Below are 25,244 nucleotides of genomic sequence, written 5' to 3' on the forward strand. Positions count from 1 at the left end.
TTATAAAGTCTCTTTTTCTTTTTTTGTTTAAATCGTTTTGAAACATAATCATTTACTTTTTCCCCACGAAGCAGAATGTCTGCTAGATTTTCTTTCACATACTTACTTAATTCCAGATTTTGAAAGTTCTCTGAATTTGTTTAAATAGAATTATTATACTTTCTTTCAAGTGCAAGAATGTTCATTGCACAGCTTTCCTGTATTCCTTTGGTAGTGTTTCAAAGTTAGTAATATGAGATTTTGAAATTCTAACCTTTTGAAATTGAATAAATTTTAAAAATAAATAATTTAAAGATGAGCAGTAATGCTCATCTTTTTTGTTTTAATATTGCCTTAAATGAGCTAAAATTAGTAAAAATGCGACATAGTGTTTCAAAGTTAGTGATGATGTAAATTTTCAGCTCATTGATAATCTAGCCTACAATTACAGCAATGACAATAAAAGCAATCAGCTTTTAAGAGTAACCGACTCCAGTCTCAAAAATCTGGGTTTTACAGAAACAAGTAGTACAGGCGATAATTATACCTATGATCTTAACGGAAATATGATCTCAGATGCTAATAAAAACATCACAGCCATTACCTACAACCATTTAAATTTACCCACACAAATAAGCTTTGCAACCACTGGTAATATTGTGTACATTTACAACGCTGCGGGGCAAAAACTACAAAAAATTGTAAATCGTACCGGTACAACGGCTGTGGTAACAGATTATCTGGGAGGTTATCAATATGAGGGTACTCTTTTAAAGTTTTTCCCAACAGCGGAAGGCTATGTAGAGTCTATAGGAAGTTCTTATAAATACATTTACCAGTACAAAGATCACTTGGGTAATGTTCGTTTGAGTTATGATAAAACACTGGCCATTAAAGAAGAGAACAATTATTATCCGTTTGGATTAAAACAGGAAGGATATAATACTGTTAAAACGGGTGTGGAGAATAAGTATAAGTACAATGGAAAGGAATTGCAAGACGAGTTGGGGCTTGGGATGTACGATTATGGGTGGAGAAATTATATGCCTGACATTGGACGTTGGTCACAGTATGATCCATTATTAAATGATTTAAAATTTGCCCATAATTTTGATGATGTTGATACTGATGATGATGATGATGATGAAGTGTACATGTCCATTATTAATAATGCTGAAGTCGGTGGTGGAATCTTTAACACTGATAATTTAAATCCTTACGGATATGGTTATAATAATCCTATAAGTTTTGATGATCCGGATGGAAGGTGTCCGACTTGTATTGTGGGTGCTATTGTAGGTGCTGCAGTTGATTATGGAACTCAAGTAGCCGCAAATTATCTTGATCCCAGTGTGAAGAATAAATGGACAGATAATATTTCATTATCTTCAATCGCTCTGTCAGCCGCAGAAGGGGCATTAACGCAAGGAGGGAGTGCTTTAAGGAAAGGTGTTATAAAAGGGGGGATAATGGTAACCAAAAATCTTGTTGAAGTTAATTCAACTACAGGGGCTTCTGTTGAATTAAATCCTGGAAAAGTGATTAAGAATACACTTATAGATGCAGCAGCTGGCGCAGCAGCTAAGAAAGTAGGAAATTTAGTTAAAACCGCGAAATTGGATAAAATAGCTGCAAAAGTAACTGTGAATAGTACCAATAAAGCGTCAGCGTTAGTACAGAAAGTTACGGGTTTAAGCTCAAGGGCTGCAAGGGAAGTTGCTAAAAAAACTGATCTAAAAGGTGTCTCTAAACAACTAGCTAATGGCACGAAAAATATTACAAATAAAAGCCTCGAAAATACAACAAATGGGCTTGTGAAAAATACAGTCGATGGAATTAAAAAAAATACAAACTAATGAAAAAGAAAAAAATACTTTTATTGTTGATTTTTTTAGTACTAATTTTTTTAAATAAGAATGTACTAATTTATAGACCATTATTAAATTTTGTTTCTACCAAAACAATAACAGGGAAAATTATTAATAAAAAAAATTTTCTGAGGAGAGGTTATTTAACAAATGCTTCTAATTTTTATTATGAATTTCATATTAATGGAAAGGAATATAATAATCCTAGTTATGATGATAATTATAAGATTGGTGATTTTGTTCTAATTGAGTATAGTGTGTCATTTCCTTTTATGAATAGAATAAAGGAGGTTGAATAGTAAAGTGGATATACTAACGAAAATTGGAAATAAAGTTAAGGGTGCAAAAGTGCACCCTTAAATTACTATAGCAGCATATGGATATTATAGAATACACAAATGGTGGTTAGAGGGAAGAGATACTGATACATTAAATTATAAACCAGATACGAGTTTTAAAACTTTTAAAAATTGGCTTATGATTATTGGATTGTCGATAACATCAATTGTTTTTTTTCTAAAAACATTATAATAAAAAAAAAAAATGAATTTTCAAGATATAAATAGCTACATAGCACCTGTAGGACTTATAATAGCTGGTATAATTATAAAGTTATCTAAAAACAAGGAGATTTTCGGATCTTTTAAAAAAAAATGGCATATTCTCGTAATACTAGGATTGATATTACTATTACTTAAGATTTTTGTGTAAAATTTGATTCTTTCTGCTGGATAGTGTATCACATTAAGTGTTTTTACATCTTAACAATTTAACTCCCTGAAAGAGAATATAAAAATTTAATTTTTTGAAGAAGAAAGAGACGACCTCTTAGTTGTCTCTTTCTTCTTCTGTCTTTGGTAGTGCTTCAAAATTGGTAATGTATCAGATGTGTTGGTAGTTAATAATTCCCTCTAACATTTACAGATTATCAAGCATTTATAGTAATATCGCATTAAAATTAAAACAACCTTCGGGTTGTTTTTTTATTTTATAATGCTTTAAATCGAAAGAAATGGCTTCAAACCAGACTAGGTGTTACAGATGTGTTGGTAGTTAATAATTTTCTCTAACATTTACAGATTATCAAGCATTTATAGTAATATCGCGTTAAAATTAAAATAACTTTCGGGTTGTTTTTTTATTTTATAATGCTTTAAATCGAAAGAAATGACTTCAAACCCGACTTGGTGTTGCAGATGTGTTGGTGAAATTAAAAACATGATAAAATATGGGAAAACAAAGTCTGATAATCAAAGATATATTTGCAAACTTTGCAAGAAAACTAAAGTTGAAAGTTATAGTTATCAAGCATACAAAGATGATATTAATGAAAGTATCATTCAGTTCACAAAAGAGGGCTTAGGAATAAGAAGCACGGCAAGAATATTGAAAATATCCACCACAACATTATTAAAAAGGATTATATCAATTTCCAGAAGTATTACCAAACCAGTTATAAGCAAAGATAAAACTTATGAAGTAGATGAACTGTATACTTATATCCGACACAATAAAAATTATATCTGGTTGGTGTATATTAAAATAAGAATTGAATATGGTGGCATTTTGATAGATCCAGAAAAACTTAAAAACCCACCAAATAATAAATTTAAACGATGAGAATAATAATTTATGTTTTAATATTTAGTTGTTTCTTTTCATGCAAAAAGAAACATATAATTATAGATACTGATGATATTGATAAATTATCAAAAGCAAAATATGAAATGCCGTCAGTTTATGGACAAACTAATCTATTTATTTTAGTAAAAAATCAAGAAATAATAAAAACCAATGCCGATTTTTTAAATTATTTATATGAATTAAAATTTAAAAAGTCGTTTGGGTCTTTCAGAGATTTCTTAGATGCAGTTCTGAATCATAAAATTGAAATTACTAAAGAAGATTTTAAAAATATTTATTATGAATTTTTTGTCCTTAGTAAAAGTATAAAAAAAGAATATGAACAAGGTTTTGGTTCTTTTTATTTAAAATATACTAAGGATTTTAACCAAAAGAAAATTTTGAATATTACTAAATTAAGCAAAGATGACTTTTTTACAATCCAATACTATTTCTATTTAAATGGTTATCAAATACAAGAAGATAACTATAATGGATACTACTATTTAATCAGTAGAGATATATTACTTAAATAATCTCAGTTGGTAATCTAACATTATTAAATGAATGTTGGCAATGTTACAGATTAGGTGTTTTTGTAAAATAAAGATGTAACAAACTGAAAAAGAATATAACTTATTAATTCTTGAATAGAAAAAGAGACGACTGGTTGGTCGTCTCTTTCGTTTTTTGTCTTTTAATAAGCCTTAAAATGCTTTTAACTTAGTATTTCAAGTTAGGTATAGAAGTAAACAGCAACTCCTGAACAGCGAGAGACAAAGAAGGTGGAACAGTAAATTTATCAGAATTAGATGCTGAAGACCTTATTCTTTATTGCTTGGATTCAAGAATATTTTGACAGAACATTAATCACATATTCAGTAAGTAGTTAAGAAAAAATAATCAAAAAAAGCGCCTCAATACTCTGAGGCGCTTTTCGTTTCAAAATTTAAAATAATAGAAGCCGCGAAAACTATTTCCATCCGCCACCTAAGGCGCGATACAAATCGACCACGGCTTGCAATTTTTGCAAATTATCAGTGATCCCGCTTAATTGCGCTGCCAATAAATTTTGCTCCGAAGTTAATACATCGGTATAATTGGTTGCCGAGCTGTACTCTAAAAGCTGTTGTGTATAATCGACTGCTTTTTCAAGGGCTTCAATTTGTTTTTGTCTTGAATCTTCTTTTTCAACGGCCATTTCATAAGCATACAAAGCATTTGATACCTCCTGCCCTGCTACTAAAAGACTTTGCTGAAAGTCATTCAGTGCCTGAACTTGTTTGGATTGTGCTGTCGTTAATCTTGCTTTATTCAGTCCCTGATTGAAAATAGGCTGTGTTAAGCCTCCTATCAAAGAATAAAAAACAGAATTGGTAAAGAAATCCGTTAGTTGCAGGTTAGAGAATCCGCCACTTGCGGTAAGCGTTAAACTTGGATAAAAATACGTTTTAGCCATATTGGTACTTTCAAACGCAGTGCGGAAATTAAACTCGGCCTGACGAACATCCGGACGGTTTTCCAGCAATTGCGCCGGCATACCTACAGCAAGATTTTCCGGAACGGTCTGGTTCCCCAATGTCCCTCTTTCAATAGTGCCCGGAGCTTGTCCCAACAAAATATTAAGAGCATTCTCCGTTTCACGAATACTTCGTTTTAAATCCGGAATCAATACCTCGGCTGCATGTTGATTGGCTTCACTCTGCACCACTGCTGCTCCGGTCACTATTGCACCTTCTTTTAAAGCTTTAATCGTTTCCACATTTTTAATACGGCTTTCTAAAGTCGCTTTGGTAATTTCTAATTGTTTGTCATACGCTAACAACAAAAAGTAATTATTCGCAATATCAGCGATCAATTGTGTCTGAATGGCTTGTTTTGCAGCATCTGTAGCAAGATAGGCAGCTAAAGCCGCTCTTTTTGAACTGCTCAATTTTCCCCAAATATCAAGTTCCCAGGAAGTACTTACCCCTAACTTATAGGTTGTTGTCAGTGTATTGATATTAATTCCCGGGGGAAAATTCAGTCCCGCCTTTGATTGTTTGTTATGTGTAGCACTCGCATCAAAATTCAGCGTTGGATAATAAGCCAATTTTGCCTGACGCAAAGTAGCTCTCGACTGCACTATATTTTCGATCGCATTCTTTAAATTGAGATTCTGATCTAATCCTTTTTGAATTAAAGCATTCAGTTTCTCATCTTTAAAAACAGTTTGCCATGGCATACTTGCCATAGTAGTCGAATCGGTAGCATTTTGATCGCGATACAACTTTTCGGTCGAAATAGCCGACGGGCGTTCGTATTTCTTGGTAATCGAGCACGAACTCAGCAGCGTGGCTGCCACTACCACAAGAATATATTTATTAGAACTATGAGTCATTTTTTTAAAATTAAATTACTACTCTTTGTGAGTTTCTATCAATTGCACTTCCTCTTCATCGTCACCTTCATCATCATAATTTTCTTTTGGCGGACCACTCACACGCTCTTGCAATGTCTGGAAAATGATGAACAATACCGGAATTACAAATACTCCTAAAATGGTACCGATCAACATTCCTCCAACAGCACCCGTTCCAATCGATTTATTTCCAACAGCACCTGCGCCCGAAGCAAACATTAAAGGAACAAGTCCTAAAATAAAAGCAAAAGAGGTCATCAAAATCGGACGGAAACGTGCTACCGCTCCTTCAATAGCCGCCTGCACAATTGGCAGTCCCTTTCGGCGTCTTTCGAGTGCAAATTCGACAATCAAAATCCCGTTCTTGGCCAATAACCCAATTAACATGATTAAAGAAATCTGTAAATAAATGTTACTGTTCAACTTGAAAATAATCGAGAACAAATAGGCTCCTGCCAATCCAAACGGAATTGAAAACAGTACAGCAAAAGGCAGGATATAACTCTCGTATTGTGCACTTAGCAGGAAATAAACAAACACCAGACACAATACAAAAATAAAGATCGTCTCACTTCCTGATGCTAATTCTTCACGCGTTAATCCCGAAAATTCATAACCATAACCTGCAGGGAGACTCTCTGCCGCTACTTCCTGAATCGCTTTAATAGCATCTCCGGAACTATACCCCGGTTTTGGTGCTCCTGTGATTGAAATAGAAGTAAACAGGTTAAATCTTGAGATAGATTCCGGTCCGAATACCCTGGTCATTTTTACGAACTCGGTAATAGGCGCCATGGTTCCGGCGCTGTTGCGGACAAAGATCTTGTTCAAACCTTCGGTATTGGTTCTAAACTCCGGAGAAGCCTGAATCATCACACGATATTGCTTACCGAATTTATTAAAATTGGAAGCGTACAATCCACCATAATAACCTTGCATGGTTGATAAAATAGTATTGACTGAAACTCCTGCATCTTTTGCTTTTGCCAGATTAATATCCATCATGTATTGAGGGAAACCTGGATTAAAAGGTGTGGTCGCATATTGTATTTCCGGACGTGCCGAAAGCTTGGCCAGAAATTCATTGTTTACTTTATAAAATTCTGCTGTACTGTGACCTCCTTTGTCCTGTAACTGAAATTCAAATCCACCACTTTGTCCAAATCCCTGAATCGTTGGCGGGGAAATAAAGAAGATATTGGCTTCACGAATTCCGCTCGTTTTAGCAAACAGCTGACCAATTACATCATCGACACTCAGCTCACGATCTTCCCAACTTTTCAATCTCACAATTACCATACTATAGGCACTACCCGCACCTGCTGTAAAGTTCTGACCCACGATACGAAGGGTATTTTCGACACCCGGAATGGTGTGCGCTATACTATCGACCTTTTTCGCTACAACGTCAGAACGTTCCATAGAAGCCGAAGGCGGCAAACTGATATTGGCAAAAACTACACCCTGATCTTCCGCCGGAACGAAAGCTGACGGTGTCGTTTTCATCATATAGAACAAAGCTCCCGCAGCAAAAAGTATGGATCCCAGTGCAATCCATTTTTTGATGGAAAGGAACTGAACTGAACGTTTGTATTTTTCGGTTACATTGTCAAACGCAACGTTAAATGAGGTATAAAATCTCTGAATAAAACTTTGATGTTTGTGATCGTCAGCATGTGGTTTTAAAAGCAAAGCACACAACGCCGGACTCAAAGTAAGTGCGTTCACGGCCGACAGAATAATCGCAACCGCCAATGTAATTCCGAATTGCTTATAGAAAACCCCGGTCGAACCTGTGATAAAAGTTACCGGAATAAATACCGCCGCCATGACCAGTGTGATCGAAATGATCGCTCCCGAAATCTCATTCATCGCATGAATAGTAGCTTTCTTAGCCGATTTGTACCCATTGTCGAGTTTGGCATGTACCGCCTCGACGACTACAATCGCATCATCGACCACAATTCCAATGGCCAAAACCATCGCAAATAGCGTCAGCAGGTTAATGGTAAAGCCGAATAAATTCAGGAAGAAGAACGTTCCAACAATCGCAACAGGAACCGCAATCGCCGGAATTAAAGTCGAGCGGAAATCCTGAAGGAAAATAAATACTACAATAAAAACCAGAATAAAAGCTTCTACCAAAGTGTGAATTACCTTTTCAATTGAAGCATCCAGATTTTCATTGACATTGATTAATACGGTATACTTTATGCCTTTTGGAAACGTTTTTACGGCTTCGTCAATCAATTTTTTAGAATTATTAATGACATCACGTGCATTCGAACCGGGAGTCTGACTAATTGCAATACCTACAGACGGGCGTCCGTTTGTGGTACTGGTCGAAGAATAACTTAAAGAACCTAATTCTACTTTCGCCACATCTTTCAAACGCAATAACTGTCCGTTTCCGGCCGATTTAATGACAATCTCTTCAAATTCTTTTGCGCTTGTTAAACGCCCTTTGTATTTGATTACATATTGAAAAGCCTGATCTCCGTTTTCACCAAATTTTCCCGGTGCCGCTTCAATATTTTGTTCTGCCAAAGCAGCCGAAACATCACTCGGAATCAATTTATACTGCTGCATTACATCTGGTTTCAGCCAGATACGCATCGAATAATCCCTCGAACCAAAAACGGTAACATCTCCTACTCCCACTACACGCTGAATTTGCGGTACTAAGTTGATCTTAGCATAATTTTGAAGAAATGTCTGATCGTAGGCTTTATCATCACTGTACAAAGAGAAAATCAACAAGTTACTACTCTGACTTTTGGTTACGGTTACCCCCGCCTGAGTTACCTCAACCGGCAATAAACTGGTAGCTCTGGAGACCCTGTTTTGTACGTTTACCGCAGCTAAATCAGGATCGGTTCCTACTTTAAAGAAAATTTTTATAGAGGCATTACCATCATTAGTCGCCGTAGAAGTCATATAGGTCATGTTTTCTACACCGTTGATTTGCTCTTCAAGCGGAATTACGATACTTTTCAGGACCACATCTGCATTCGCTCCGGTGTAACTTGCTGCTACATTCACGGTTGGTGGTGCGATGTCCGGATATTGCGCAATAGGAAGCGCGGCCAGTCCCAGTATCCCCAGGATTACGATAATAACCGATATTACCGTAGATAGTACCGGTCGTTGTATGAATATTTTAAACATTTCTTTTTATTTTAAATCTGCGTAAACCGTTTCTGCACTTTGATTCTGAGCTTTAATTTCTGTTCCGTCTTTAAGTGCTGCCACACCTTCCAGAACAATTTGGTCGCCGCTTTGCAAACCGCTTTTTACGACATAATAATTTCCTGCAGTATTTTCTAAAACCGTAATATTGGCATTTTTAGTTTTCCCGTCTTTTCCAACTACTACGGTAAATAATTTATCCTGAAGTTCAAAAGTGGCGCTTTGAGGAACAATAATCGCTTGATTCACTTCGTTTGGAATTCGCACTGTAGTACTGTTTCCGCTTCTGATAATACTTTTGGTATTGGGGAAACGTGCTCTGAAAGTAACGGAACCCGTCTCGGTATTGATTAATCCGTTTACGGTTTCAATACGTCCTTTTTCACCGTAAGCTGTACCATCTGAAAGAAGCAGAGAAACAGCAGGCATCTTTTTAATTTTTTCTGCCAGTGCAATTCCGGAATCTGTATTCTGAGTAAAACTTAGAAGTTTTTTTTCATTCACTGCAAAATAAGCGTACACATTTCCGATGCTTGAAACCGTCGTTAAAGGATCTGCGGTATTAGAACTCACTAAACTTCCCAAACGAAACGGAATCGAGCCCACGACACCGTCAACAGGACTGGTTACTGTTGTATATCCCAAGTTTGTCTTGGCATTTACCAGACTAGCATTGGCCTGCGCCAGTGTTGCCAAAGCTGATTCATAAGTATATTGCGCCGATTCTAAATCGTATTTACTGATGATTCCTTTTTCGACCAACGGCTTTACTTTATTGACTGCCAGTTTAGCCGCGCTTAAATTAGCCTGAGCACTTTTGATACTTGCAGCGGCTGTGCGAACTTCCTGCTCATATTCCGGAGCACTAATTTTAAACAAAGGCTGTCCGGCTCTAACCACGGCGCCTTCATCAACAAAAATCTTATCAATATACCCTTCTACCCTCGGACGAATTTCTATATTTTGCTGTCCCTGAATACTGGCGGGATAATCTGTATATAAAGTTGCCGATTTAGGTTCTAAAGTCAGCGTTTTATATTCTTTAACTTGTGGTGCACCTCCAGCCTGAGCCGCTTTATCATTTTTGTTTCCACACGAAGTGATGATAATAGATGCTGCTAGAATACTAAAAAAAGATTGCTTCTTCATTTTTATGGATTGTGTGATTATCTATTTATTAAGGAACAAAAGAACTGAAATAGAACACACAAAATTTTTACAATAGACGAAAAGCCCCCTGCAATCGATAAAGATTAGATGAGAACCGATGGAAGATGTTCCCTGATAAATAAGTATTTTTGTAATAGCCTCGTCGACTCTAAAATGGTTTTTACGGGTTGTAAATCTATTTTGAGCGATTGGTTTTATATACTGTTCAAATAAAATGTAATATTGTCCTTAAAATCACAACTTACAATGACACCCATTTTTTTTAAACCGTTTATGTCTACCGGATTACACATCCTGGCCTGGGTATTATTAGGATATATGCAGCTGTTTTATATTCCGCTTACCTGGAATATAGCACTTCCCCATATATTCTGGATTTGGCAAACCATTGTTTTGCTTTTCATGCTTGCGATTTTTTACTATAATGCCAAGGTAATTGTTCCAAAAACCATCATTAAAGACAAAATTGGCCCTTTCTTGTTATGGATTCTATTGATTATTTTCATCATGCAGCTGGCATCCTATTTTTACAACCTCAACACCGATTTACATAACAAACTGGCTGCGCTTATCCGATTCAAACGATACCGAAACACCTATTTCGACAATTATATTTTTAGCCTCACCTTACTGGTTTTAGCCATCAGTACCAGTTATGCCATGTTGCTGCATTGGCAAAGAGCTGCTCAACATAAACAAAAACTGGAGCAGGACAAAACGATGACCGAACTCGCCATGCTGAAAGCACAAATCAATCCGCATTTCTTTTTTAATTCGCTTAACAGCATTTACTCCCTTACGTACACCAATATTGAAGATTCCCGTAATGCGCTTCATACTTTAAGCCGAATGATGCGATACCTGCTTTACAGTACTGAAGGCGAAAGAACAACTTTATTGAAAGAGGTGGCTTTTATGAAGGACTTTATCGCTTTAATGAAGCTACGTGCCAACAGTAAACTGACCATTACCGGTGATATTCCGGAAAAAATTCAGGATTATCCGATTGTACCGATGCTTTTACTGCCTTTAGTCGAAAATGCCTTTAAACATGGTGTGCATGCTACAGACAAAAGTGAGATTCATTTTGCGCTGAAACAAAACGGAACTCTTCTTGAATTTGAGGTAGAAAACACTTTTTTCGAAAAAACAGCTCCAACAGAACAAGGCGGAATTGGTTTAACCAATACCAAACGCCGATTACACCTCATCTATCCTGACAAACACAGTTTAACGGCCGGTATTGATCCAAACGGAAAATATAAAGTAAACCTGCAAATAACTTTAGAACAATGATTGTATTAAAATGTATCGCAGTAGACGACGAACCGCTAGCCTTAAAATTGGTGGAAACTTTTATAGAACAAACTCCCTTTTTACAGTTGGTTCAAAGTTGCGATAATGCTATTGAAGCTATGAGTCTGATACGGGAACAACAACCCGACATTATTTTTCTGGACATCAATATGCCGAATTTAAGCGGTATGGAACTTGCCCGCCTTTTACAGGAACAGCAGGGAACATTACCGAAAATAATTTTCACTACAGCCTATAATCATTATGCTATTGAAGGCTATCGGGTCAACGCCGTTGATTATCTTTTAAAACCCTTTAGTTATGAAGAGTTTTTAAGAGCTGCCGGCAAAGTTTTACAATTAACAGAAGAGGCCTCCGGTCAATTTCAGTCCATTACAGCAGCTGATGATGATTTTATTTTTCTGAAAGTAGAATACCAGTGGGTTCGAATTTCATTAAAAGACATATTGTATATCGAAAGTCTCAAAGATTATGTGAAAGTACATCTTGAAAATTCTCCAAAAGGGTTAATGTCTTTGATTTCTTTAAAAGCGCTCGAAGAAAAACTACCCTCCCTAAAATTTATGCGAATCAACCGCTCCTTTATTGTTGCACTGGACAAAATAAACTCCATCAGTAAAAATTCAATATTCATTAATAAAACCGAGATCACGGTTGGTGAACAATACAAAGAAACCTTTAAAACCATTGTAGACAAATGGTTGAAATAAAATTTAAAAAATAATATCATGCAAAAAAGATCAAACAAATATTACCTGACTTTAAGCTTAAAAGAATACGCAAACGGCGAAACGGAACCTGCAAAAGAACTTGGAATAGAATTCGACAATCATGATGAAATATTTGATATCATCGAAAAAATAAAGGCTAAAAACCTGTTTGAAAATCCACACGAAGCCACCCAATTTGCACTTGGTCTCAAATTGTTCAGCGAAATAAAACTGAAACACCGCAACAACCCTCTTTTTGAAGAATTAAATGAAGTCTTTCCGGTTTTCATGAAAAAATTAAAAAGTTTATAATTATAAGCTGCTCTCTACGTAATTCATTTTAACACCTAGAAACATAGGCTCTGTATCTATAAAAAAGGCTGAAACAACAACGTTTCAGCCTTTTTTATACAAAACTAAAGAATCAGTTAATTACAGTTCTCCATTTCGATAATCGAAAATCCCTGTTTAAGAATCTGACTTTGCACAGTCTCAAGAGCCTTGTCAATATGACAAAATTTGCATTCTTTTGAGGTCAGCGGTTGCCCTTCCTGTGCTACTGTTTTAAGATACCTTTTGCCATATTCAAAAATCTGGTTTTCATCAACAGTACGTTCGTCAACCAGAATATCAAAATGCATTACTGTTCCGTCTTTTCGGGTTACATAGGTATCCCACACTGCTATCTTCATACGATTTACATTTTACATTTCACCTCTCACAGTGAATCTATCCAATTACATCTGCTATAGAAGCACCAAAATTAATATGAAGCACATTTCCGTTTGGCGTTACCAAAGCCGGAACCGATTGCAATCCTGCTTTTTGAGCCTCTGCAATTCTGAATTTATCGACACCCAGATCGACAACTTCAACCTCAGTAGAATTAATTAAACTTAAAATATCCTGTTCTGCACTAATACAAACCGGACAGCCGGCATGATAAAAAATTGATTTACTCATTTTAATTTGTTTTAAATTTGACTTTATTGTCTGTACAAAATTACTTCGATTCAGGATCTGCTAAATAATCCAGTTTTTTCATTTATAGTCCTAATCTGGTCCAGTTTACCTCCAATCTGGACTATTACTTATACTAAAAACTGGATCTTTTAAGTGCGTCTGTTTACTGGTAATTTTGCCTCATGAAAGAAGATATTATTTTCAATTTAAAACAGGTTCATCAACGCATGGAGAATGCCTGTAAAAGTTCCGGCAGAAATGTATCAGATGTGAAACTATTACTGGCGACTAAAACCGTTTCTGCAGCAGACATTCAAATTGCGATCGATGCCGGAGAGACACTCATTGGCGAAAATAAAATGCAGGAACTCCGTGATAAAAATTCGGCACTAAAAGATTTAAAAATCGAACGCCATTTTATTGGCCATCTTCAAACCAATAAAGTCAAAGACGTTCTTAAGTACGTCACTTGTATTCAATCTCTCGACAGACTGAGTTTGGCCAATGAATTGGACAGGCAATTGCAAAAAGAAGGACGAACACTGGAGGTTTTTATACAAGTAAACACCTCATTTGAAGAAAGTAAATTCGGGTTGCCTCCGACAGAAGTACTTTCATTTCTTCAAAAGATAAAACGTTACGAAACTCTTAAGATCAAAGGACTAATGACTATTGGATTGCTGGATGTCGAAAAAGAAAAAATGCGTCCGTCATTGCGTTTGCTTCGAAAAACAAGAGATGAAATTTACGCAACTGAAATTGAAGGGATCAATAATTTACAACTTTCAATGGGAATGTCACAGGACTTAGAACTGGCTATTGCCGAAGGTTCGAATCTCATCCGAATTGGAACTTCAATTTTTGGAAACCGCTTTTTAGGAAAAGAAATCTGGAACGAAAATATTGCAGAATAAAGTCTAATTTTGCACCAAATAAAATCACAAATGAATCTGCACGAACTTGTTGTAAACGATACTGAAAAAGTAGCACTTGAAGATTTACTTTTTAGCACAGAGAGTAAAACGGTATTAATTCAGACGATAAAAGAACATAAATACATCGAAGAATTAAAAAAGTACAATCTCAAAGTAGATAACAAAATACTACTGCACGGGCATTCCGGCTGTGGCAAAACCACTACTGCAAAAGCCATCGCCAACGCTTTAAACAAGAACATTGTGATTGTGAATCTCAGCACTTTAATCGATGCTAAAATTGGCGAAACCTCTAAAAATGTAAAAGTGCTGTTTGATAAAGCGATTCGTGAAAAAGCGGTTTTATTTCTCGACGAATTTGATCAGATTGGTAAAAGCCGTGACAGTCAGGACAAAGATGTTGCTGAAATGAAACGTCTGGTAAATACGATCATTCAACTGATTGATTATCTTCCGGCGGAAAGTTTACTTATTTGTGCGACCAATTATTACGAAAGTATTGATACGGCTTTGCTGAGAAGATTTCAAATCAAATTAAAATTTGAAATGCCCGATAATACACAACTGAATGCCTATTATGATAAACTACTTGCTGATTTTCCGGTTCATCTTCAGGAAATTAAACGCAAGTATGCTATTTCTTATGCTGAAGCCAAAGACTACATTCATACCACAATGAAAAAGCAAATTATTTCCGAACTGGAATTTCAGGAACAACAGAAACTAACGGAGATACTATCCTAAAAAAAAACAGGGCCATCTCAAAAATGAGTTAGCCCTATTTTTTTTATCTAAATTAAAATCTTTTTCAGAAGAAACTACTCCTGTTTTTTGAAAATGTTCCAGCAAAGCAACATGATTATATATCTGCTGAACATTTTATAAAGCGAGGACACTTAATTTTTTATAAAGCATAATCCTTTTATATTATCAGCATAATATAAATCAAAAATTCCATTTTTAATATCAATACATATTTTTGTATCCTTATCATAAGTATAACATTGTATGTCTAAATAATTTACAGGATTTAGTTTTATTCCGCCAATTGTGGGTGAATTTTCTCTTCTTGAATGCAATTTAAAATCGTAATAATTGTTTATTTTAATTTTATTGCAATCCGAAATTGGAGATTCATTCTTTGATACAATCTTATATAATGAATCTTTCTTCTTTGCATAAATCAAATAATAATCATTCTCTTTATCAATTTTATATACCATATAAGTATTTAATTTAATTCTATTCCCATCTTGGCGCAAAGTCGACTTGGCGCAGGAAATAAAAAAAACAAGTAAAAATAGATGTGCAATATTTTTCATAGTTTTTACGGAATTGTTTGTATTACTGTTGCGGGCCTATTCCCCTGTTGTACTGTAAATTCTGCTCTGACTGCTGTAGGTGGATATGAACCATTTGCATTTTGATTAACTACATTATTATTCCCGTCATATACAACTTGATTAACTGGTCCTGACTGAGGTGCAGCGGCATTATGTGCTTGTGGATATACCGAACTAGGTTGTCCACTAACACCTGAAGATACACCCGATGCTTTGGACATTACCGCCCCTTGATATGCCTCGGTAACCTCGTGTAGAGTATCTGCTCCTGGTTTATTATAGTACGTACTCATTGCTCCAAGAACAGCTGGATTTATTTCTTGATTAGCTGTAACAGTATTACCATTAGCCGAAGGTGTTACAGTATTACCCATAAAAGCACCACCAATATAAAGTTGTCCAGTTGTTGTAAACTTAGTATTCTCTGCGGCAACATTAACTGTTACTGAATGATCGTTAATTGCATTGGTCAATTTTTGTGCATCTACACTCAAATTTCCACTTCCAACCTGTGTATAAGAAACTTTTCCATTTTGATCCATTACTAAATTTAATTGCCCTTGAACAGATTTTTGCAATTCTTGTAAAGCAGCTGCACTTTGTGTTCCAGTGATTATTACATCTGAGGGAGCCATTCCTGTTGGATCATTAAACTTTAACGGATTATTATTTACAAATGTATATGGAGACCAATTGGTAAATTCCTCACTAAGAGGATCCATAGAAATCCATCTTCCGGCAATGTCGCCAATAGGTTGCGCATCAATATTTAAAGTGTCAATTTTGATATCATCAACAATCTGTTGTTTGCCTACATTAAATCGAATTGTCCCGATGGTAACAATACTATCAAGATCATGAACTTCTAAATATTTTCCATTACTCAAAGTGGCTACCTTTGCTTTGTAGCCATATTTTGCAAATGGATTTGCCGATTGGATGTTCTTCTCTCTGCGTTCTTTTTCTTCTTTAGATAATTTTTCCTGTGCGGATACTACGCTAACAGTAAAAATGAAAATCAATAAGTAATAAAGCTTTTTCATAAATTCTATTGTTTGCTAAAGGTATTTAATTTTTTGTTCTCATATTTATTTCGCTCATTTTTCAATGAGACTAACCAATTCAGGTACATATTTTCAGGCATATTCCGATAGCCTATTTCATGAATGTATGCATATTCTTTTTCCAAATTTTTAAATAATAGATCATGCTTTTCTTTGTTAGATTCTTTTTCAATTTGGGTTTTATGAGTTTCGGCTCTTAAAATTAATGCCGTGGCAAAATTCGGATAAGCTTTTATAGCGGCTTCACAACATTTTAAAATAAAAACTCCGTCATTTTTTGAAAACTTATTTTGATAATTACTGGCTAAATCAATTAAAACCAATGCAATACTTTCTTTGTTATTCAGTGCTTTCATATAAACTCCATTGGTAATTGCGTCAACATGCACAAACCCCGATGCCATTATCCATGCATCAATTGGAAAGATTCCACTTGTGAGTTCTGTATTATACCAGCCATCTTTTATGCTTCTGTGCTTAATATAGATGTGATTAGGGGCAAGTGCAAGATTAGCTTCTACTCCCAATTCTTCAGATAAAATCTTGTATAAATAAGGTAACGAATGACAATTCCCTTTGCGAGTTTCTAATAGCTTTGAAACAAAAAGATTTTCTTTTGTATTGTGTCCAAAAATATCATTAAAATCATAGCCAAAAGGTTCATATTTGTAGATTTTGTCATTATATTCTATGGGTATTGTATCACACATAATTTGGTAAACCGAAGCCCATTTATTTACTGTTGGTTTATCTTTGTTAAGATATGCTAAAAACCTATTTTTAATTAACGATTTAGATAAAGAGGTTAAAAATTTGATTTGATTATTTACGAAAACGGTATCTAATTTACCATCCATATAAGCATTCTCAACAGAAAAAACCGCTTTTTTAAAGCTATAATTACTCTCATCAATAGTCATACTGTTAAGCAGAATATAGCTTTCCTCAAATAATTTCTCTTGATTTTGAGCTGATGAACCTAATTTTGAAATTAGTAATATTAAAAGTAATATCTTTTTTAGCATTGTTTAGTCTTTTGTTTTTTTAATAACCAGACCTTTGAATTGCTTTTTAAATGTTTCATTGTCTTGTTTGTTTTTCTCCTCCTTAAGTGAACCCAACCATTTTTCGTAAGCACCCGCTGGCATTTGCTCGTAGCCCAAATCATCTATTGCTTTATATTGTAAATTTCGATTTTTTAAGAGAGCAACAACTTCGGGAAATTGGGAGATTTTTTGTAACTCTTCTTTATTATTTGGATTTATCTTTAATACGTGCAACGCGTAAGCAAGACGTTCAGTAAGATAATTTGATTTGATCATCTGTGCTGATATATTGTTAGGATAGAGCTCTAATGCCTTATCAATAGCTTGCGCAACAAACTCATCATATCCGAATTTATGAATATATCCGTTGGCAAGGTCACTATAAAAGCGGGACAATAGCTCTTTTTTAGAATGGTTCTGCATGTATATTTTATTCTGCATAGCCTCCGCTTTAATATATCCTGAATTTAAGATAAAAGAAGTGGTAGAAAACATTCCGTTAGTTAGTTCGATATTAAACCATTTACCTTTTCTGTCATCTTGAAATCTTATATAGCTGTGTTCAGGACAAACTGCCAAATAAGCTTCTGCACCAATTTCTTCCGCTATTGTAAGATAAAGTAGTGGCATAGAATGGCATTGTCCTTTACCCGTATTGATGAGTTTTGTAACAAACATTTTTGACCAGTCTTTAGCACCTCGATAATCATCAAAATCATATTTCAAGGATTGGTGCTTTATATTACTCCCTTTAAGTTGCATTGTTTCAGAAAAGTATTGAAACAGCATGAAGTTTTTTGCTGTATTACTATTGGTATCGTAATTCAATTCTTTCATCTTAGAGATTAAAAATTTACCTGTCTGTTTTATAATCTTATCGAATTCAGTTCTATCTTTTTTATTATCAAAATAAGCATTTTCAATATCAAAATTCACATCTTTTATAGAGTATGCTTCAACATTTAAGGTTAACATTTTTTCATAGACATTTCTATAATATTCTGTTCCCGGATTCTTAGAAAAGGAAGGAAGGTTAAAATTTGGTCTTGATGGTATTTGATCGGCTTCAGCCTTAGCCCGACGTTCTCTTATCTGCTGTAGTTTAATATCTCGATCAGCCTCATTTATTAAATTCTGGGTTTGTTGTTGCTGTCTGTTTTGATCTCCCGAACAATAAGCTCTAGTTAGAATTTGATTCGCGACTTTAGTAGTTGGGACAATTGTAGTAGTACCGTAACTTTTAATTTGTTGCTGCTCCGGTTTCGAAATCTGTGGAATTCCCGGCATACTTATGTCCTGCCCCAATACAAAACCCGTTTGTAGGAATAAAAATAGTAAACAAGCAATTTTATGATACTTTACGGACAAGATATTGTATTTTTATGAATCTAAAGATATCACTATTTTCTATATTATTAAATATAAATCCTACAAAAAAATATTGTAAAAGTCATTTTTGTATATGACTAATAAAATTGACAAATCATTTATAATTCAACAACAACAGCCAAATAGCTGAAATAATACTTTAAAATATCACGCAAAAAAGGCTGAAACTTTATCATTTCAGCCTTTTTTAAGAAATCTGTATAAATTATAATCTTTTTCAGAAGAAACAGCTCCAGCGGAGCAGGATATTAATCTTTTTAAGATCGTTATTATTCTTCAAAAATTTAAGCTTTCGCTTTTCTTTTTACCGTACAGCCGATTTCTTTGGTTTGTGTAACGGCAGGTTTTTTATTGCTTTTTAATGCTGCGATCACCTCTTCAGCATACTTTGTTTTTTCGGTTTTAGTTCCTTCCGGATCGCTGTCAATTGCTCCAACATATTCTACCACATTTCCTTTATCAGTTTTAGAAACGATAAAAAGATGTGGTGTACGTTTCGCACCATACTGATCGGTAACTTTTTGTCCGGCATCAAATAAATAAGGAAACGGATACTTTTTATCTTTTGCCAATTCCTGCATTTTATCAAAAGAATCCGCCTTAGAAGCTTCAGGATCATTTGGATTAATGGCAATTACCGGATAACCTTGGGCTTTGAACTTTTTATCCAATTCAATTATTCTTTGCTCGTACGCTACCGCATAAGGGCACGTATTACAGGTAAAAACAACGATGTATCCTTTTGCTTTTGGAAAACTGGCAAAAGAAACTTCTTTTCCGTCTACGTTTTTCAATTTAAAATCCGGGGCCGTTTCGCCGGCTTTAAGGGTTGTACTCTGAGCCTGAGAAAGCAGCAGATTAAACAAAAACAGAGTCACAGCAGTAATAAACTTATTCATAATTTACAGTTTTTTATATTCAGTTAATAATTGTTCGTAGGTAAATTCAGATTCAATAAATTTTCTTTTATCCTCTTTAATAAATAAGGTTGCCGGAATGCTTCCCGACCAGTCTTTATCAATGCGGTCTATATATTCCTGCGGATTGCTTTCGTTTAACAGAAAAACTTCATTTTTCAGGTTTTTTCTTTTCACAAACGGAACTACAGCTGAATTTAACTTAGATTTAAAATCGACACTTACCAATAAAACCGCTAATTTATCTGATTGATGATCCGCCTTTAACTTTTCAAAATGAGGCAACTCTTTAATACAGGGTGCGCACCAGGTAGCCCAGAAATTAACAACATAAGTACTGTCTTTGCCGTTCTTAATTCTTTCGTTCAGCTGATCGATGTTTAACAGCTTTACATTCTGACTATAACCGCTTACGGAGAAAGCAAATACAACAAAAATTCTTAATACATTGATTTTCATATCTCTTCGTGCTATTTTTAGTTTTTGCCTTACAAATATAAACGAATGCCAATTTGCTTTTTGTTAATAAAAGTTTAATGCGAAATAAATTTAATTTGTTATTACAATGTTGATGTCGTTAACAAACAAGAGTGCTTCCATATTACTCATATTCGTCATCGATAAAACGCCATTCTTGTTCTCATTTATAGCGTTTATTCTAAAACAATATTCATCCCCATCCTTATCCATCAACGTTACAAATTCGAGTGTATCATCTGAATTATTCTGGCAGCTGTTTGAAATAGTGTATCGGTACATTACTTTAAACGTGTTTTTGTCGTAATTGAAAACTTTTCCGTCTGTAGTAAAAACCCACCTTGTATTTCGATTGGCATCGGCGTACCAGGTTCCGACAATTTTTTTAGAGGAAGGATCTGTACTTTGACTGTATCCTGTTGTTACAGCCATTTGAAACAACAACACAAAAAATAACAATAGCTTTTTCATCGTTTATATCATTTAATTGTTTTATTCTAAACAGCAATCAAAATTATCCAAACTTACTATTCTATTCTTTTGAGAAAATCTCCAATTGCTTAAAAACCGGAACTAATGATGTTCCCTTTTCAGAAAGATGGTATTCGATATGTAAAGGTTTTAAACGAACTACTTTTTTGTCCAGAATTCCAAAATCTTCCAGTTCCCGAAGTGCCGTTGCAACAGATTGTTTGCTCGCTCCTTTAAGTTCTCTTAAAAGTCCGTTGAAACGCAAAGGACCATTAACGGCCAGTAAAAAGATCTGCGGTTTCCACTTGCCCGAAAGCAATTTTAAAAGCCCTTCTGCGGGACATTCATTCTCCGTTTCTGATGTATTTGCTGTAGTCATATTTTTTAGACTAATTGACTTGTGATTAAAGATGGACGAACTTTACAGTAAAATTATAAAATTTAAACCGAAGCGTAAATCTAAAACAGTTATTTATGAAAAGACTGTCGCTATTATTAATTCTGATCTGCAGTACAAACTGTCAATCACAAATAAATTCAAAAATGAGTACAGACAAAACAAATCCATTATTATGCGATCCTGAAACGGGAACCTGCGAAATGGCAATTCACGAAAAAACAAATGAAACTGCCATCATTCCAACAGCAGATAAACCCATAAAAATTATTTATTACACTGATCCTATCTGTTCTTCCTGTTGGGGAATTGAACCTCAGCTAAGAAAACTAAAACTCGAATACGGCAATTATATCGATATTGATTATAGAATGGGTGGTTTACTTCCAGATTGGTCTTACAATAGTGGCGGAATCAGTAAACCGTCAGATGTCGCTCATCATTGGGAAGAAGCAAGTTTGTACTATGAAATGCCTATCGATGGAAATGTATGGCTCGAAGACCCGCTCGATTCTTCCTATCCGTCTTGTATTGCCATGAAAGCAGCGCAAATTCAGAGTAAAGATAAAGCGGTAAAGTTTATGCGGATTCTTAGGGAGAAATTGTATCTCGAAAAGAAAAATATTGCAAAATGGGAAAACATTTCTAAAGCGGCCGAACTTTCCGGTTTAGATACCAAAAAATTAAAATGGGATTACGAAGGAGAAGCAAAAATACTTTTTCAGGAAGATCTGAACTATGCCAGAAGTCTTGGCGTACGAGGCTTCCCTACTTTGTTTTTCTCTGATGGGAATCAAAATCAATTAACCGTTTATGGTTCTAAACCTTATACCTCTTATGAAAATGCAATATTAGCCCTGTTTCCTGACGCTAAAAAGAAAAAAATAGCAAATGAGCATCCTTTAGCTCTATTTGAAATTTATCCTACTCTTGCACCAAAAGAATATGCCGTTATTCTGGATATTTCTTATGCCGAAGCCCATACAATTCTGGAGCAATTATTTGAGAAAGGAGAACTAAATAAAAAGTCAGTAAAAAACGGTGTTCTATATGGTAAAAAATAGTCACTTTAAAAACCAATCATCCAAATAATCAATAAAATTGCCAATAGCCGCTAAGCAGTAAAACTTAGCGGTTTTTTCTATAAAGGGTTATTTGTACTAAAATTGTGTAACAAAAGAGGAAAACTATGTAATATCAGTAAACTTAAATAGAGTAATTTTAAATCAACAATTTTGTTCTGTAAAAACGAATATTGAAAATTTATGCCATACAAAGAGCATAATTTAAATCATTTGATTATTTGCATTTACAACAACTTGTATCAAACTGACCATAATGTGAAAAGGATCTTATAAATAGATCGTAGACCATTTCTTAGAATTATAAAATTTTGCTAAATAAGTAACATGGCAACAATTTGGCAGGATTTTCGCTTGTTTTTAGAGCGTATGCTCAACTAAGTGTTTTTGCATTGTTAAGTCAGAAAATAAAAATGAAATAATAAAAACAAAACTGATTGTTAAGAACCATCAGAATGAATAACAAAAAAGTTTAATTAAATAAATAAGTATAATCATGGAAAAATTGAATTTTATAGATCCTCTATTACACGGAATTACTCCAAAACCAGCCTCTAAGTTTTCTGTAAAAAATTTAATTTTTGCAGGTGTAGGAACTCTTGTAGCGGGTGCTATTTTGAAAAAAGCGGGACAAGATAAAACTGCTGCCGTTGTTGGAAGCCTGGCTATTCCTCTATTGGCTACAGCTTGCTACAAACAAGTTTCAAAAAACAATAAAGCTAAAAGAGATCTTAACGTAAGCAGCGGTATCGAATACAATCATTAGATTTCGTCTGTTTCAGATCTATTTCGAAATCTCTCACAAATAGTTTAGTCCCGAATTCATGAATTTTGCTTGGTCTCATCTGGCGATACTTCATGAATTCGGGGCTTTTTTTTATCTGATAAAAACTAATGAATATTGATATTTCCTTCCACCCAGTTTAATGCTTTATTGAAAGATTCTTTTTTAAAGCCAAGAAAATCACCGGGAATGACAGAACCAAACCCATTAGTAAAAGAAATAATCTCTTCCGAATCCGTAATTATCGCGGCTCTGTTCCATTTTCCAAGATGTTTTAAACCAAGCAAGGCATCTTGCAGCCATACTCCTGAAGTAGAAGCCTCAGTGTCTGTATCCAAAACCAATAAAAAATTGATTTCGTTAGTTTGTTTTACCAAATGTTCCACTGCGGGGATCACGACACTTAGAAAATCTTCATTTGTTACCACTGCCAATGCCCGAAAAGCGACAATATTGTCTGTTGTATCAATTTGATGTATCATAGCATTTATATTTTAAATTGTTATTAATCCTGATCTCTATATCTTTTTCACCTGTCCATCAGAAGAGCTTTCCAACACTAATCATAACACACTTTAAATCGTATCACTTCTAATTGTTTTAAATTTCATCAAAGCTAAGAACTACTAAGTTACAAATTTACAAAGGTTTACACTCATTAAACAATTTCTATTTTTTTAAACCTTTGAAAATAGTACTCCCGTTTTATTCGTAAACGTACCGTTTCCAAAACACGATTAGAATCCTTAAAACTTTACACATTTTACCATTAAATTTCATTAAATTTATGTCCGCAGACAATTCTAAACTCATGGAAACAAAAGATGGAAGAATAGCACTTTATGCCAAAACCCGAAAAGAATGGCGCGATTGGCTACAGGAAAACAGTCAGATCGAAAAATCAATCTGGTTGATTTTATACCACAAAAAAAGCAAAACAGAAAGTGTAAATCTTATCGAAGCGACAGAAGAAGCACTCTGTTTTGGGTGGATTGACAGTTTGTGTAAGAAACGGGATCCTGAAAGTTATTATCTGACATTTACCCCACGAAATGCCAAAAAAAGCAAATGGAGCCAACCCAATAAAGAGCGGGCAGAAAGAATGATTGCAGAAGGTTTAATGACAGAATACGGTCAGCTTTCAATTGATCTCGCCAAGCAAAATGGCAAATGGGAATCGGTTTAAAGAACTTTAATAACTGTCTCTCCGTAGTATTGTCAAACAACAATTTTTTTTACATTTTTACTACCATTTTCTTAGTGGTAAATGCGATTTGATTTGTAGTTTTAGGCTTCAAAAAGTGCTACTGTTCACAACCATTCCGGTAAGTAGTTTTGGCGGAAGCAACAGGAACTTGTCCAATAAAAACCACTCAATACAAAAACAAGAAATTAAAAATCAGCACATTAAACCCTTTTACATCAAGTATAAATACAAATATTCCAGTCTCAAAAACACTTGTATTTAGACGAACTGACAGTCCAAAAACGAGCTTTTGACAAGTACTGCCATCAAACCAAAACAAACCAATAACAAACTAATAACCAGTATTTTAAAACAAAACATATCAAGTAAAAAATAAATCATAAATCAAATCCGAATGCATTCATTCGGCAATCCATTCGGAAACTTAAAATACCTAAAAAAACAAATAACAATGATTGTAGATTCGTTACAAAACGCAGCCAGATACTACGGCCTGCATCCTAATTTTAAAAAAGCATTTGATTACGTAAACCAAAACGACATCAGTACTCTTGAAGAAGGAGCCTTTGAAATTGGCGAGGGCTTAAAAGTAATTGTAATTGTTGGCGAAGGCACCACTAAAGAAGAAAGTATAAAAGGGTTTGAATGCCACGATAAAAATATCGACATCCAAATTCCGATCAAAGGGCCGGAAGCTTTTGCCTGGAAACCCAGAGAAAAATGTATTAGTCCGAACGGAGAATACAGTGACGAACGCGATGTTCGTTTCTTTTACGACAAACCGGATATGTTTTTCGAATTGCAGGAAAAACAGTTTACAATTCTATTTCCCGAAGATGTTCACTCGGCAATGATAAGCGAAAGTCCACTTAAAAAAATTGTTATTAAAGTCAAAGTTTAAAATAGGAATAC

27 protein-coding genes are annotated in these 25,244 nt (G+C 34.7%); 13 read left to right on the forward strand and 14 right to left on the reverse strand.

Going from position 1 to position 25,244, the window contains the following annotated elements; genetic code table 11:
- The first annotated feature begins 545 nt into the window (after window positions 1-545).
- From M4I44_RS17335 to M4I44_RS17350, 4 genes are all read left to right on the forward strand, one after another.
- Window positions 546-1,835, forward strand: a complete 1,290-nt coding sequence (locus M4I44_RS17335) for an RHS repeat domain-containing protein (protein WP_249965540.1) — start codon at window positions 546-548, stop codon at window positions 1,833-1,835.
- Window positions 1,835-2,146: a hypothetical protein gene (locus tag M4I44_RS17340; RefSeq protein WP_249965541.1), complete on the forward strand. Its 312-nt coding sequence runs from the start codon at window positions 1,835-1,837 to the stop codon at window positions 2,144-2,146. Before M4I44_RS17335 ends, M4I44_RS17340 begins: the two co-directional genes overlap by 1 nt.
- Before the next feature lie 868 nt (window positions 2,147-3,014).
- Entirely contained in the window at window positions 3,015-3,467 is a 453-nt protein-coding gene (locus M4I44_RS17345; RefSeq protein ID WP_233431395.1) for an IS1-like element transposase, read from the forward strand.
- Complete coding sequence (locus tag M4I44_RS17350) at window positions 3,464-4,006, forward strand: hypothetical protein (RefSeq protein WP_249965542.1); 543 nt, start codon at window positions 3,464-3,466, stop codon at window positions 4,004-4,006. Before M4I44_RS17345 ends, M4I44_RS17350 begins: the two co-directional genes overlap by 4 nt.
- A gap of 437 nt (window positions 4,007-4,443) precedes the next feature.
- Here M4I44_RS17350 and M4I44_RS17355 read toward each other — a convergent pair whose 3' ends face one another.
- From M4I44_RS17355 to M4I44_RS17365, 3 genes are read right to left on the reverse strand one after another with little or no spacing between them, the layout of a single operon-like run.
- Complete coding sequence (locus M4I44_RS17355) at window positions 4,444-5,850, reverse strand: efflux transporter outer membrane subunit (RefSeq protein WP_249965543.1); 1,407 nt, start codon at window positions 5,848-5,850, stop codon at window positions 4,444-4,446.
- Window positions 5,851-5,868: 18 nt separating this feature from the next.
- On the reverse strand, window positions 5,869-9,039 hold the full coding sequence (locus M4I44_RS17360; protein ID WP_249965544.1) for an efflux RND transporter permease subunit: 3,171 nt from the start codon (window positions 9,037-9,039) through the stop codon (window positions 5,869-5,871).
- Between the two features lie 6 nt (window positions 9,040-9,045).
- Window positions 9,046-10,209: an efflux RND transporter periplasmic adaptor subunit gene (locus M4I44_RS17365; RefSeq protein ID WP_070908291.1), complete on the reverse strand. Its 1,164-nt coding sequence runs from the start codon at window positions 10,207-10,209 to the stop codon at window positions 9,046-9,048.
- A 267-nt stretch (window positions 10,210-10,476) separates the two neighbouring features.
- On the opposite strand from M4I44_RS17365, the gene M4I44_RS17370 reads away from it, so the two are divergent.
- Genes M4I44_RS17370 through M4I44_RS17380 form a run of 3 tightly spaced genes read left to right on the forward strand, consistent with a single transcriptional unit; the run spans window position 10,477 to window position 12,569 of the window.
- Window positions 10,477-11,526 (forward strand): sensor histidine kinase, encoded by a 1,050-nt coding sequence (locus M4I44_RS17370; RefSeq protein ID WP_249965545.1) that lies wholly within the window; start codon window positions 10,477-10,479, stop codon window positions 11,524-11,526.
- The gene (locus tag M4I44_RS17375) at window positions 11,523-12,257 is read left to right on the forward strand and encodes a LytTR family DNA-binding domain-containing protein (protein ID WP_249965546.1); all 735 of its coding nucleotides are present in this window, start codon (window positions 11,523-11,525) and stop codon (window positions 12,255-12,257) included. Before M4I44_RS17370 ends, M4I44_RS17375 begins: the two co-directional genes overlap by 4 nt.
- Window positions 12,258-12,275: 18 nt before the next feature.
- A complete protein-coding gene (locus tag M4I44_RS17380; protein ID WP_017495650.1) occupies window positions 12,276-12,569 on the forward strand; it encodes a DUF3861 domain-containing protein in 294 nt (97 codons plus the stop codon).
- Between the two features lie 116 nt (window positions 12,570-12,685).
- On the opposite strand, the gene M4I44_RS17385 is transcribed toward M4I44_RS17380, so the two are convergent.
- Window positions 12,686-12,949, reverse strand: a complete 264-nt coding sequence (locus M4I44_RS17385; protein ID WP_249965547.1) for a DUF2024 family protein — start codon at window positions 12,947-12,949, stop codon at window positions 12,686-12,688.
- Window positions 12,950-12,986: 37 nt separating this feature from the next.
- Window positions 12,987-13,220 (reverse strand): hypothetical protein, encoded by a 234-nt coding sequence (locus M4I44_RS17390; RefSeq protein ID WP_017495648.1) that lies wholly within the window; start codon window positions 13,218-13,220, stop codon window positions 12,987-12,989.
- A gap of 182 nt (window positions 13,221-13,402) precedes the next feature.
- On the opposite strand from M4I44_RS17390, the gene M4I44_RS17395 reads away from it, so the two are divergent.
- Complete coding sequence (locus tag M4I44_RS17395) at window positions 13,403-14,134, forward strand: YggS family pyridoxal phosphate-dependent enzyme (protein WP_249965548.1); 732 nt, start codon at window positions 13,403-13,405, stop codon at window positions 14,132-14,134.
- Between the two features lie 30 nt (window positions 14,135-14,164).
- Window positions 14,165-14,899: an AAA family ATPase gene (locus M4I44_RS17400; RefSeq protein WP_249965549.1), complete on the forward strand. Its 735-nt coding sequence runs from the start codon at window positions 14,165-14,167 to the stop codon at window positions 14,897-14,899.
- 152 nt (window positions 14,900-15,051) lie between these two features.
- Here M4I44_RS17400 and M4I44_RS17405 read toward each other — a convergent pair whose 3' ends face one another.
- The 8 genes from M4I44_RS17405 to M4I44_RS17440 form a co-directional block, all read right to left on the reverse strand.
- A complete protein-coding gene (locus tag M4I44_RS17405) occupies window positions 15,052-15,477 on the reverse strand; it encodes a hypothetical protein (protein ID WP_249965550.1) in 426 nt (141 codons plus the stop codon).
- Between the two features lie 5 nt (window positions 15,478-15,482).
- Window positions 15,483-16,541, reverse strand: a complete 1,059-nt coding sequence (locus M4I44_RS17410; RefSeq protein WP_249965551.1) for a hypothetical protein — start codon at window positions 16,539-16,541, stop codon at window positions 15,483-15,485.
- A gap of 5 nt (window positions 16,542-16,546) precedes the next feature.
- Window positions 16,547-17,587, reverse strand: a complete 1,041-nt coding sequence (locus M4I44_RS17415; protein WP_249965552.1) for a hypothetical protein — start codon at window positions 17,585-17,587, stop codon at window positions 16,547-16,549.
- 3 nt (window positions 17,588-17,590) lie between these two features.
- Complete coding sequence (locus M4I44_RS17420; protein ID WP_249965553.1) at window positions 17,591-18,976, reverse strand: hypothetical protein; 1,386 nt, start codon at window positions 18,974-18,976, stop codon at window positions 17,591-17,593.
- 305 nt (window positions 18,977-19,281) lie between these two features.
- Window positions 19,282-19,896 (reverse strand): thioredoxin family protein, encoded by a 615-nt coding sequence (locus tag M4I44_RS17425; RefSeq protein WP_230000708.1) that lies wholly within the window; start codon window positions 19,894-19,896, stop codon window positions 19,282-19,284.
- Between the two features lie 3 nt (window positions 19,897-19,899).
- The gene (locus M4I44_RS17430) at window positions 19,900-20,373 is read right to left on the reverse strand and encodes a TlpA family protein disulfide reductase (protein ID WP_249965554.1); all 474 of its coding nucleotides are present in this window, start codon (window positions 20,371-20,373) and stop codon (window positions 19,900-19,902) included.
- A 90-nt stretch (window positions 20,374-20,463) separates the two neighbouring features.
- A complete protein-coding gene (locus tag M4I44_RS17435) occupies window positions 20,464-20,862 on the reverse strand; it encodes a hypothetical protein (protein WP_035746313.1) in 399 nt (132 codons plus the stop codon).
- A gap of 61 nt (window positions 20,863-20,923) precedes the next feature.
- Entirely contained in the window at window positions 20,924-21,241 is a 318-nt protein-coding gene (locus M4I44_RS17440; RefSeq protein ID WP_249965555.1) for a helix-turn-helix domain-containing protein, read from the reverse strand.
- Between the two features lie 164 nt (window positions 21,242-21,405).
- Here M4I44_RS17440 and M4I44_RS17445 point away from each other — a divergent pair, with 164 nt between their 5' ends.
- Window positions 21,406-22,323: a DsbA family protein gene (locus M4I44_RS17445; RefSeq protein ID WP_249965556.1), complete on the forward strand. Its 918-nt coding sequence runs from the start codon at window positions 21,406-21,408 to the stop codon at window positions 22,321-22,323.
- A 514-nt stretch (window positions 22,324-22,837) separates the two neighbouring features.
- Complete coding sequence (locus tag M4I44_RS17450; RefSeq protein ID WP_017495638.1) at window positions 22,838-23,107, forward strand: hypothetical protein; 270 nt, start codon at window positions 22,838-22,840, stop codon at window positions 23,105-23,107.
- A 125-nt stretch (window positions 23,108-23,232) separates the two neighbouring features.
- On the opposite strand, the gene M4I44_RS17455 is transcribed toward M4I44_RS17450, so the two are convergent.
- The gene (locus M4I44_RS17455) at window positions 23,233-23,607 is read right to left on the reverse strand and encodes an STAS/SEC14 domain-containing protein (RefSeq protein WP_017495637.1); all 375 of its coding nucleotides are present in this window, start codon (window positions 23,605-23,607) and stop codon (window positions 23,233-23,235) included.
- 329 nt (window positions 23,608-23,936) lie between these two features.
- On the opposite strand from M4I44_RS17455, the gene M4I44_RS17460 reads away from it, so the two are divergent.
- Together M4I44_RS17460 and M4I44_RS17465 are read left to right on the forward strand one after the other, a co-directional pair.
- Window positions 23,937-24,311, forward strand: a complete 375-nt coding sequence (locus M4I44_RS17460) for a YdeI family protein (RefSeq protein WP_249965557.1) — start codon at window positions 23,937-23,939, stop codon at window positions 24,309-24,311.
- 415 nt (window positions 24,312-24,726) lie between these two features.
- A complete protein-coding gene (locus M4I44_RS17465; RefSeq protein ID WP_249965558.1) occupies window positions 24,727-25,233 on the forward strand; it encodes a YhcH/YjgK/YiaL family protein in 507 nt (168 codons plus the stop codon).
- The last annotated feature ends 11 nt before the right edge of the window (window positions 25,234-25,244 follow it).

Source organism: Flavobacterium sp. B183, from assembly GCF_023539155.1.
In the GTDB taxonomy this organism is placed as follows: Bacteria; Bacteroidota; Bacteroidia; order Flavobacteriales; family Flavobacteriaceae; genus Flavobacterium; species Flavobacterium tructae.

Excerpts from the sequence above, each read along its gene's own strand:
- M4I44_RS17335 (WP_249965540.1), top strand. The coding sequence starts at position 546 with ATGATCTCAGATGCTAATAAAAACATCACAGCCATTACCTACAACCAT.
- M4I44_RS17340 (WP_249965541.1), top strand. The coding sequence starts at position 1,835 with ATGAAAAAGAAAAAAATACTTTTATTGTTGATTTTTTTAGTACTAATT.
- M4I44_RS17345 (WP_233431395.1), top strand. The coding sequence starts at position 3,015 with ATGACTTCAAACCCGACTTGGTGTTGCAGATGTGTTGGTGAAATTAAA.
- M4I44_RS17350 (WP_249965542.1), top strand. The coding sequence starts at position 3,464 with ATGAGAATAATAATTTATGTTTTAATATTTAGTTGTTTCTTTTCATGC.
- M4I44_RS17355 (WP_249965543.1), bottom strand. The coding sequence starts at position 5,850 with ATGACTCATAGTTCTAATAAATATATTCTTGTGGTAGTGGCAGCCACG.
- M4I44_RS17360 (WP_249965544.1), bottom strand. The coding sequence starts at position 9,039 with ATGTTTAAAATATTCATACAACGACCGGTACTATCTACGGTAATATCG.
- M4I44_RS17365 (WP_070908291.1), bottom strand. The coding sequence starts at position 10,209 with ATGAAGAAGCAATCTTTTTTTAGTATTCTAGCAGCATCTATTATCATC.
- M4I44_RS17370 (WP_249965545.1), top strand. The coding sequence starts at position 10,477 with ATGACACCCATTTTTTTTAAACCGTTTATGTCTACCGGATTACACATC.
- M4I44_RS17375 (WP_249965546.1), top strand. The coding sequence starts at position 11,523 with ATGATTGTATTAAAATGTATCGCAGTAGACGACGAACCGCTAGCCTTA.
- M4I44_RS17380 (WP_017495650.1), top strand. The coding sequence starts at position 12,276 with ATGCAAAAAAGATCAAACAAATATTACCTGACTTTAAGCTTAAAAGAA.
- M4I44_RS17385 (WP_249965547.1), bottom strand. The coding sequence starts at position 12,949 with ATGAAGATAGCAGTGTGGGATACCTATGTAACCCGAAAAGACGGAACA.
- M4I44_RS17390 (WP_017495648.1), bottom strand. The coding sequence starts at position 13,220 with ATGAGTAAATCAATTTTTTATCATGCCGGCTGTCCGGTTTGTATTAGT.
- M4I44_RS17395 (WP_249965548.1), top strand. The coding sequence starts at position 13,403 with ATGAAAGAAGATATTATTTTCAATTTAAAACAGGTTCATCAACGCATG.
- M4I44_RS17400 (WP_249965549.1), top strand. The coding sequence starts at position 14,165 with ATGAATCTGCACGAACTTGTTGTAAACGATACTGAAAAAGTAGCACTT.
- M4I44_RS17405 (WP_249965550.1), bottom strand. The coding sequence starts at position 15,477 with ATGAAAAATATTGCACATCTATTTTTACTTGTTTTTTTTATTTCCTGC.
- M4I44_RS17410 (WP_249965551.1), bottom strand. The coding sequence starts at position 16,541 with ATGAAAAAGCTTTATTACTTATTGATTTTCATTTTTACTGTTAGCGTA.
- M4I44_RS17415 (WP_249965552.1), bottom strand. The coding sequence starts at position 17,587 with ATGCTAAAAAAGATATTACTTTTAATATTACTAATTTCAAAATTAGGT.
- M4I44_RS17425 (WP_230000708.1), bottom strand. The coding sequence starts at position 19,896 with ATGAATAAGTTTATTACTGCTGTGACTCTGTTTTTGTTTAATCTGCTG.
- M4I44_RS17430 (WP_249965554.1), bottom strand. The coding sequence starts at position 20,373 with ATGAAAATCAATGTATTAAGAATTTTTGTTGTATTTGCTTTCTCCGTA.
- M4I44_RS17435 (WP_035746313.1), bottom strand. The coding sequence starts at position 20,862 with ATGAAAAAGCTATTGTTATTTTTTGTGTTGTTGTTTCAAATGGCTGTA.
- M4I44_RS17440 (WP_249965555.1), bottom strand. The coding sequence starts at position 21,241 with ATGACTACAGCAAATACATCAGAAACGGAGAATGAATGTCCCGCAGAA.
- M4I44_RS17445 (WP_249965556.1), top strand. The coding sequence starts at position 21,406 with ATGAGTACAGACAAAACAAATCCATTATTATGCGATCCTGAAACGGGA.
- M4I44_RS17450 (WP_017495638.1), top strand. The coding sequence starts at position 22,838 with ATGGAAAAATTGAATTTTATAGATCCTCTATTACACGGAATTACTCCA.
- M4I44_RS17455 (WP_017495637.1), bottom strand. The coding sequence starts at position 23,607 with ATGATACATCAAATTGATACAACAGACAATATTGTCGCTTTTCGGGCA.
- M4I44_RS17460 (WP_249965557.1), top strand. The coding sequence starts at position 23,937 with ATGGAAACAAAAGATGGAAGAATAGCACTTTATGCCAAAACCCGAAAA.
- M4I44_RS17465 (WP_249965558.1), top strand. The coding sequence starts at position 24,727 with ATGCATTCATTCGGCAATCCATTCGGAAACTTAAAATACCTAAAAAAA.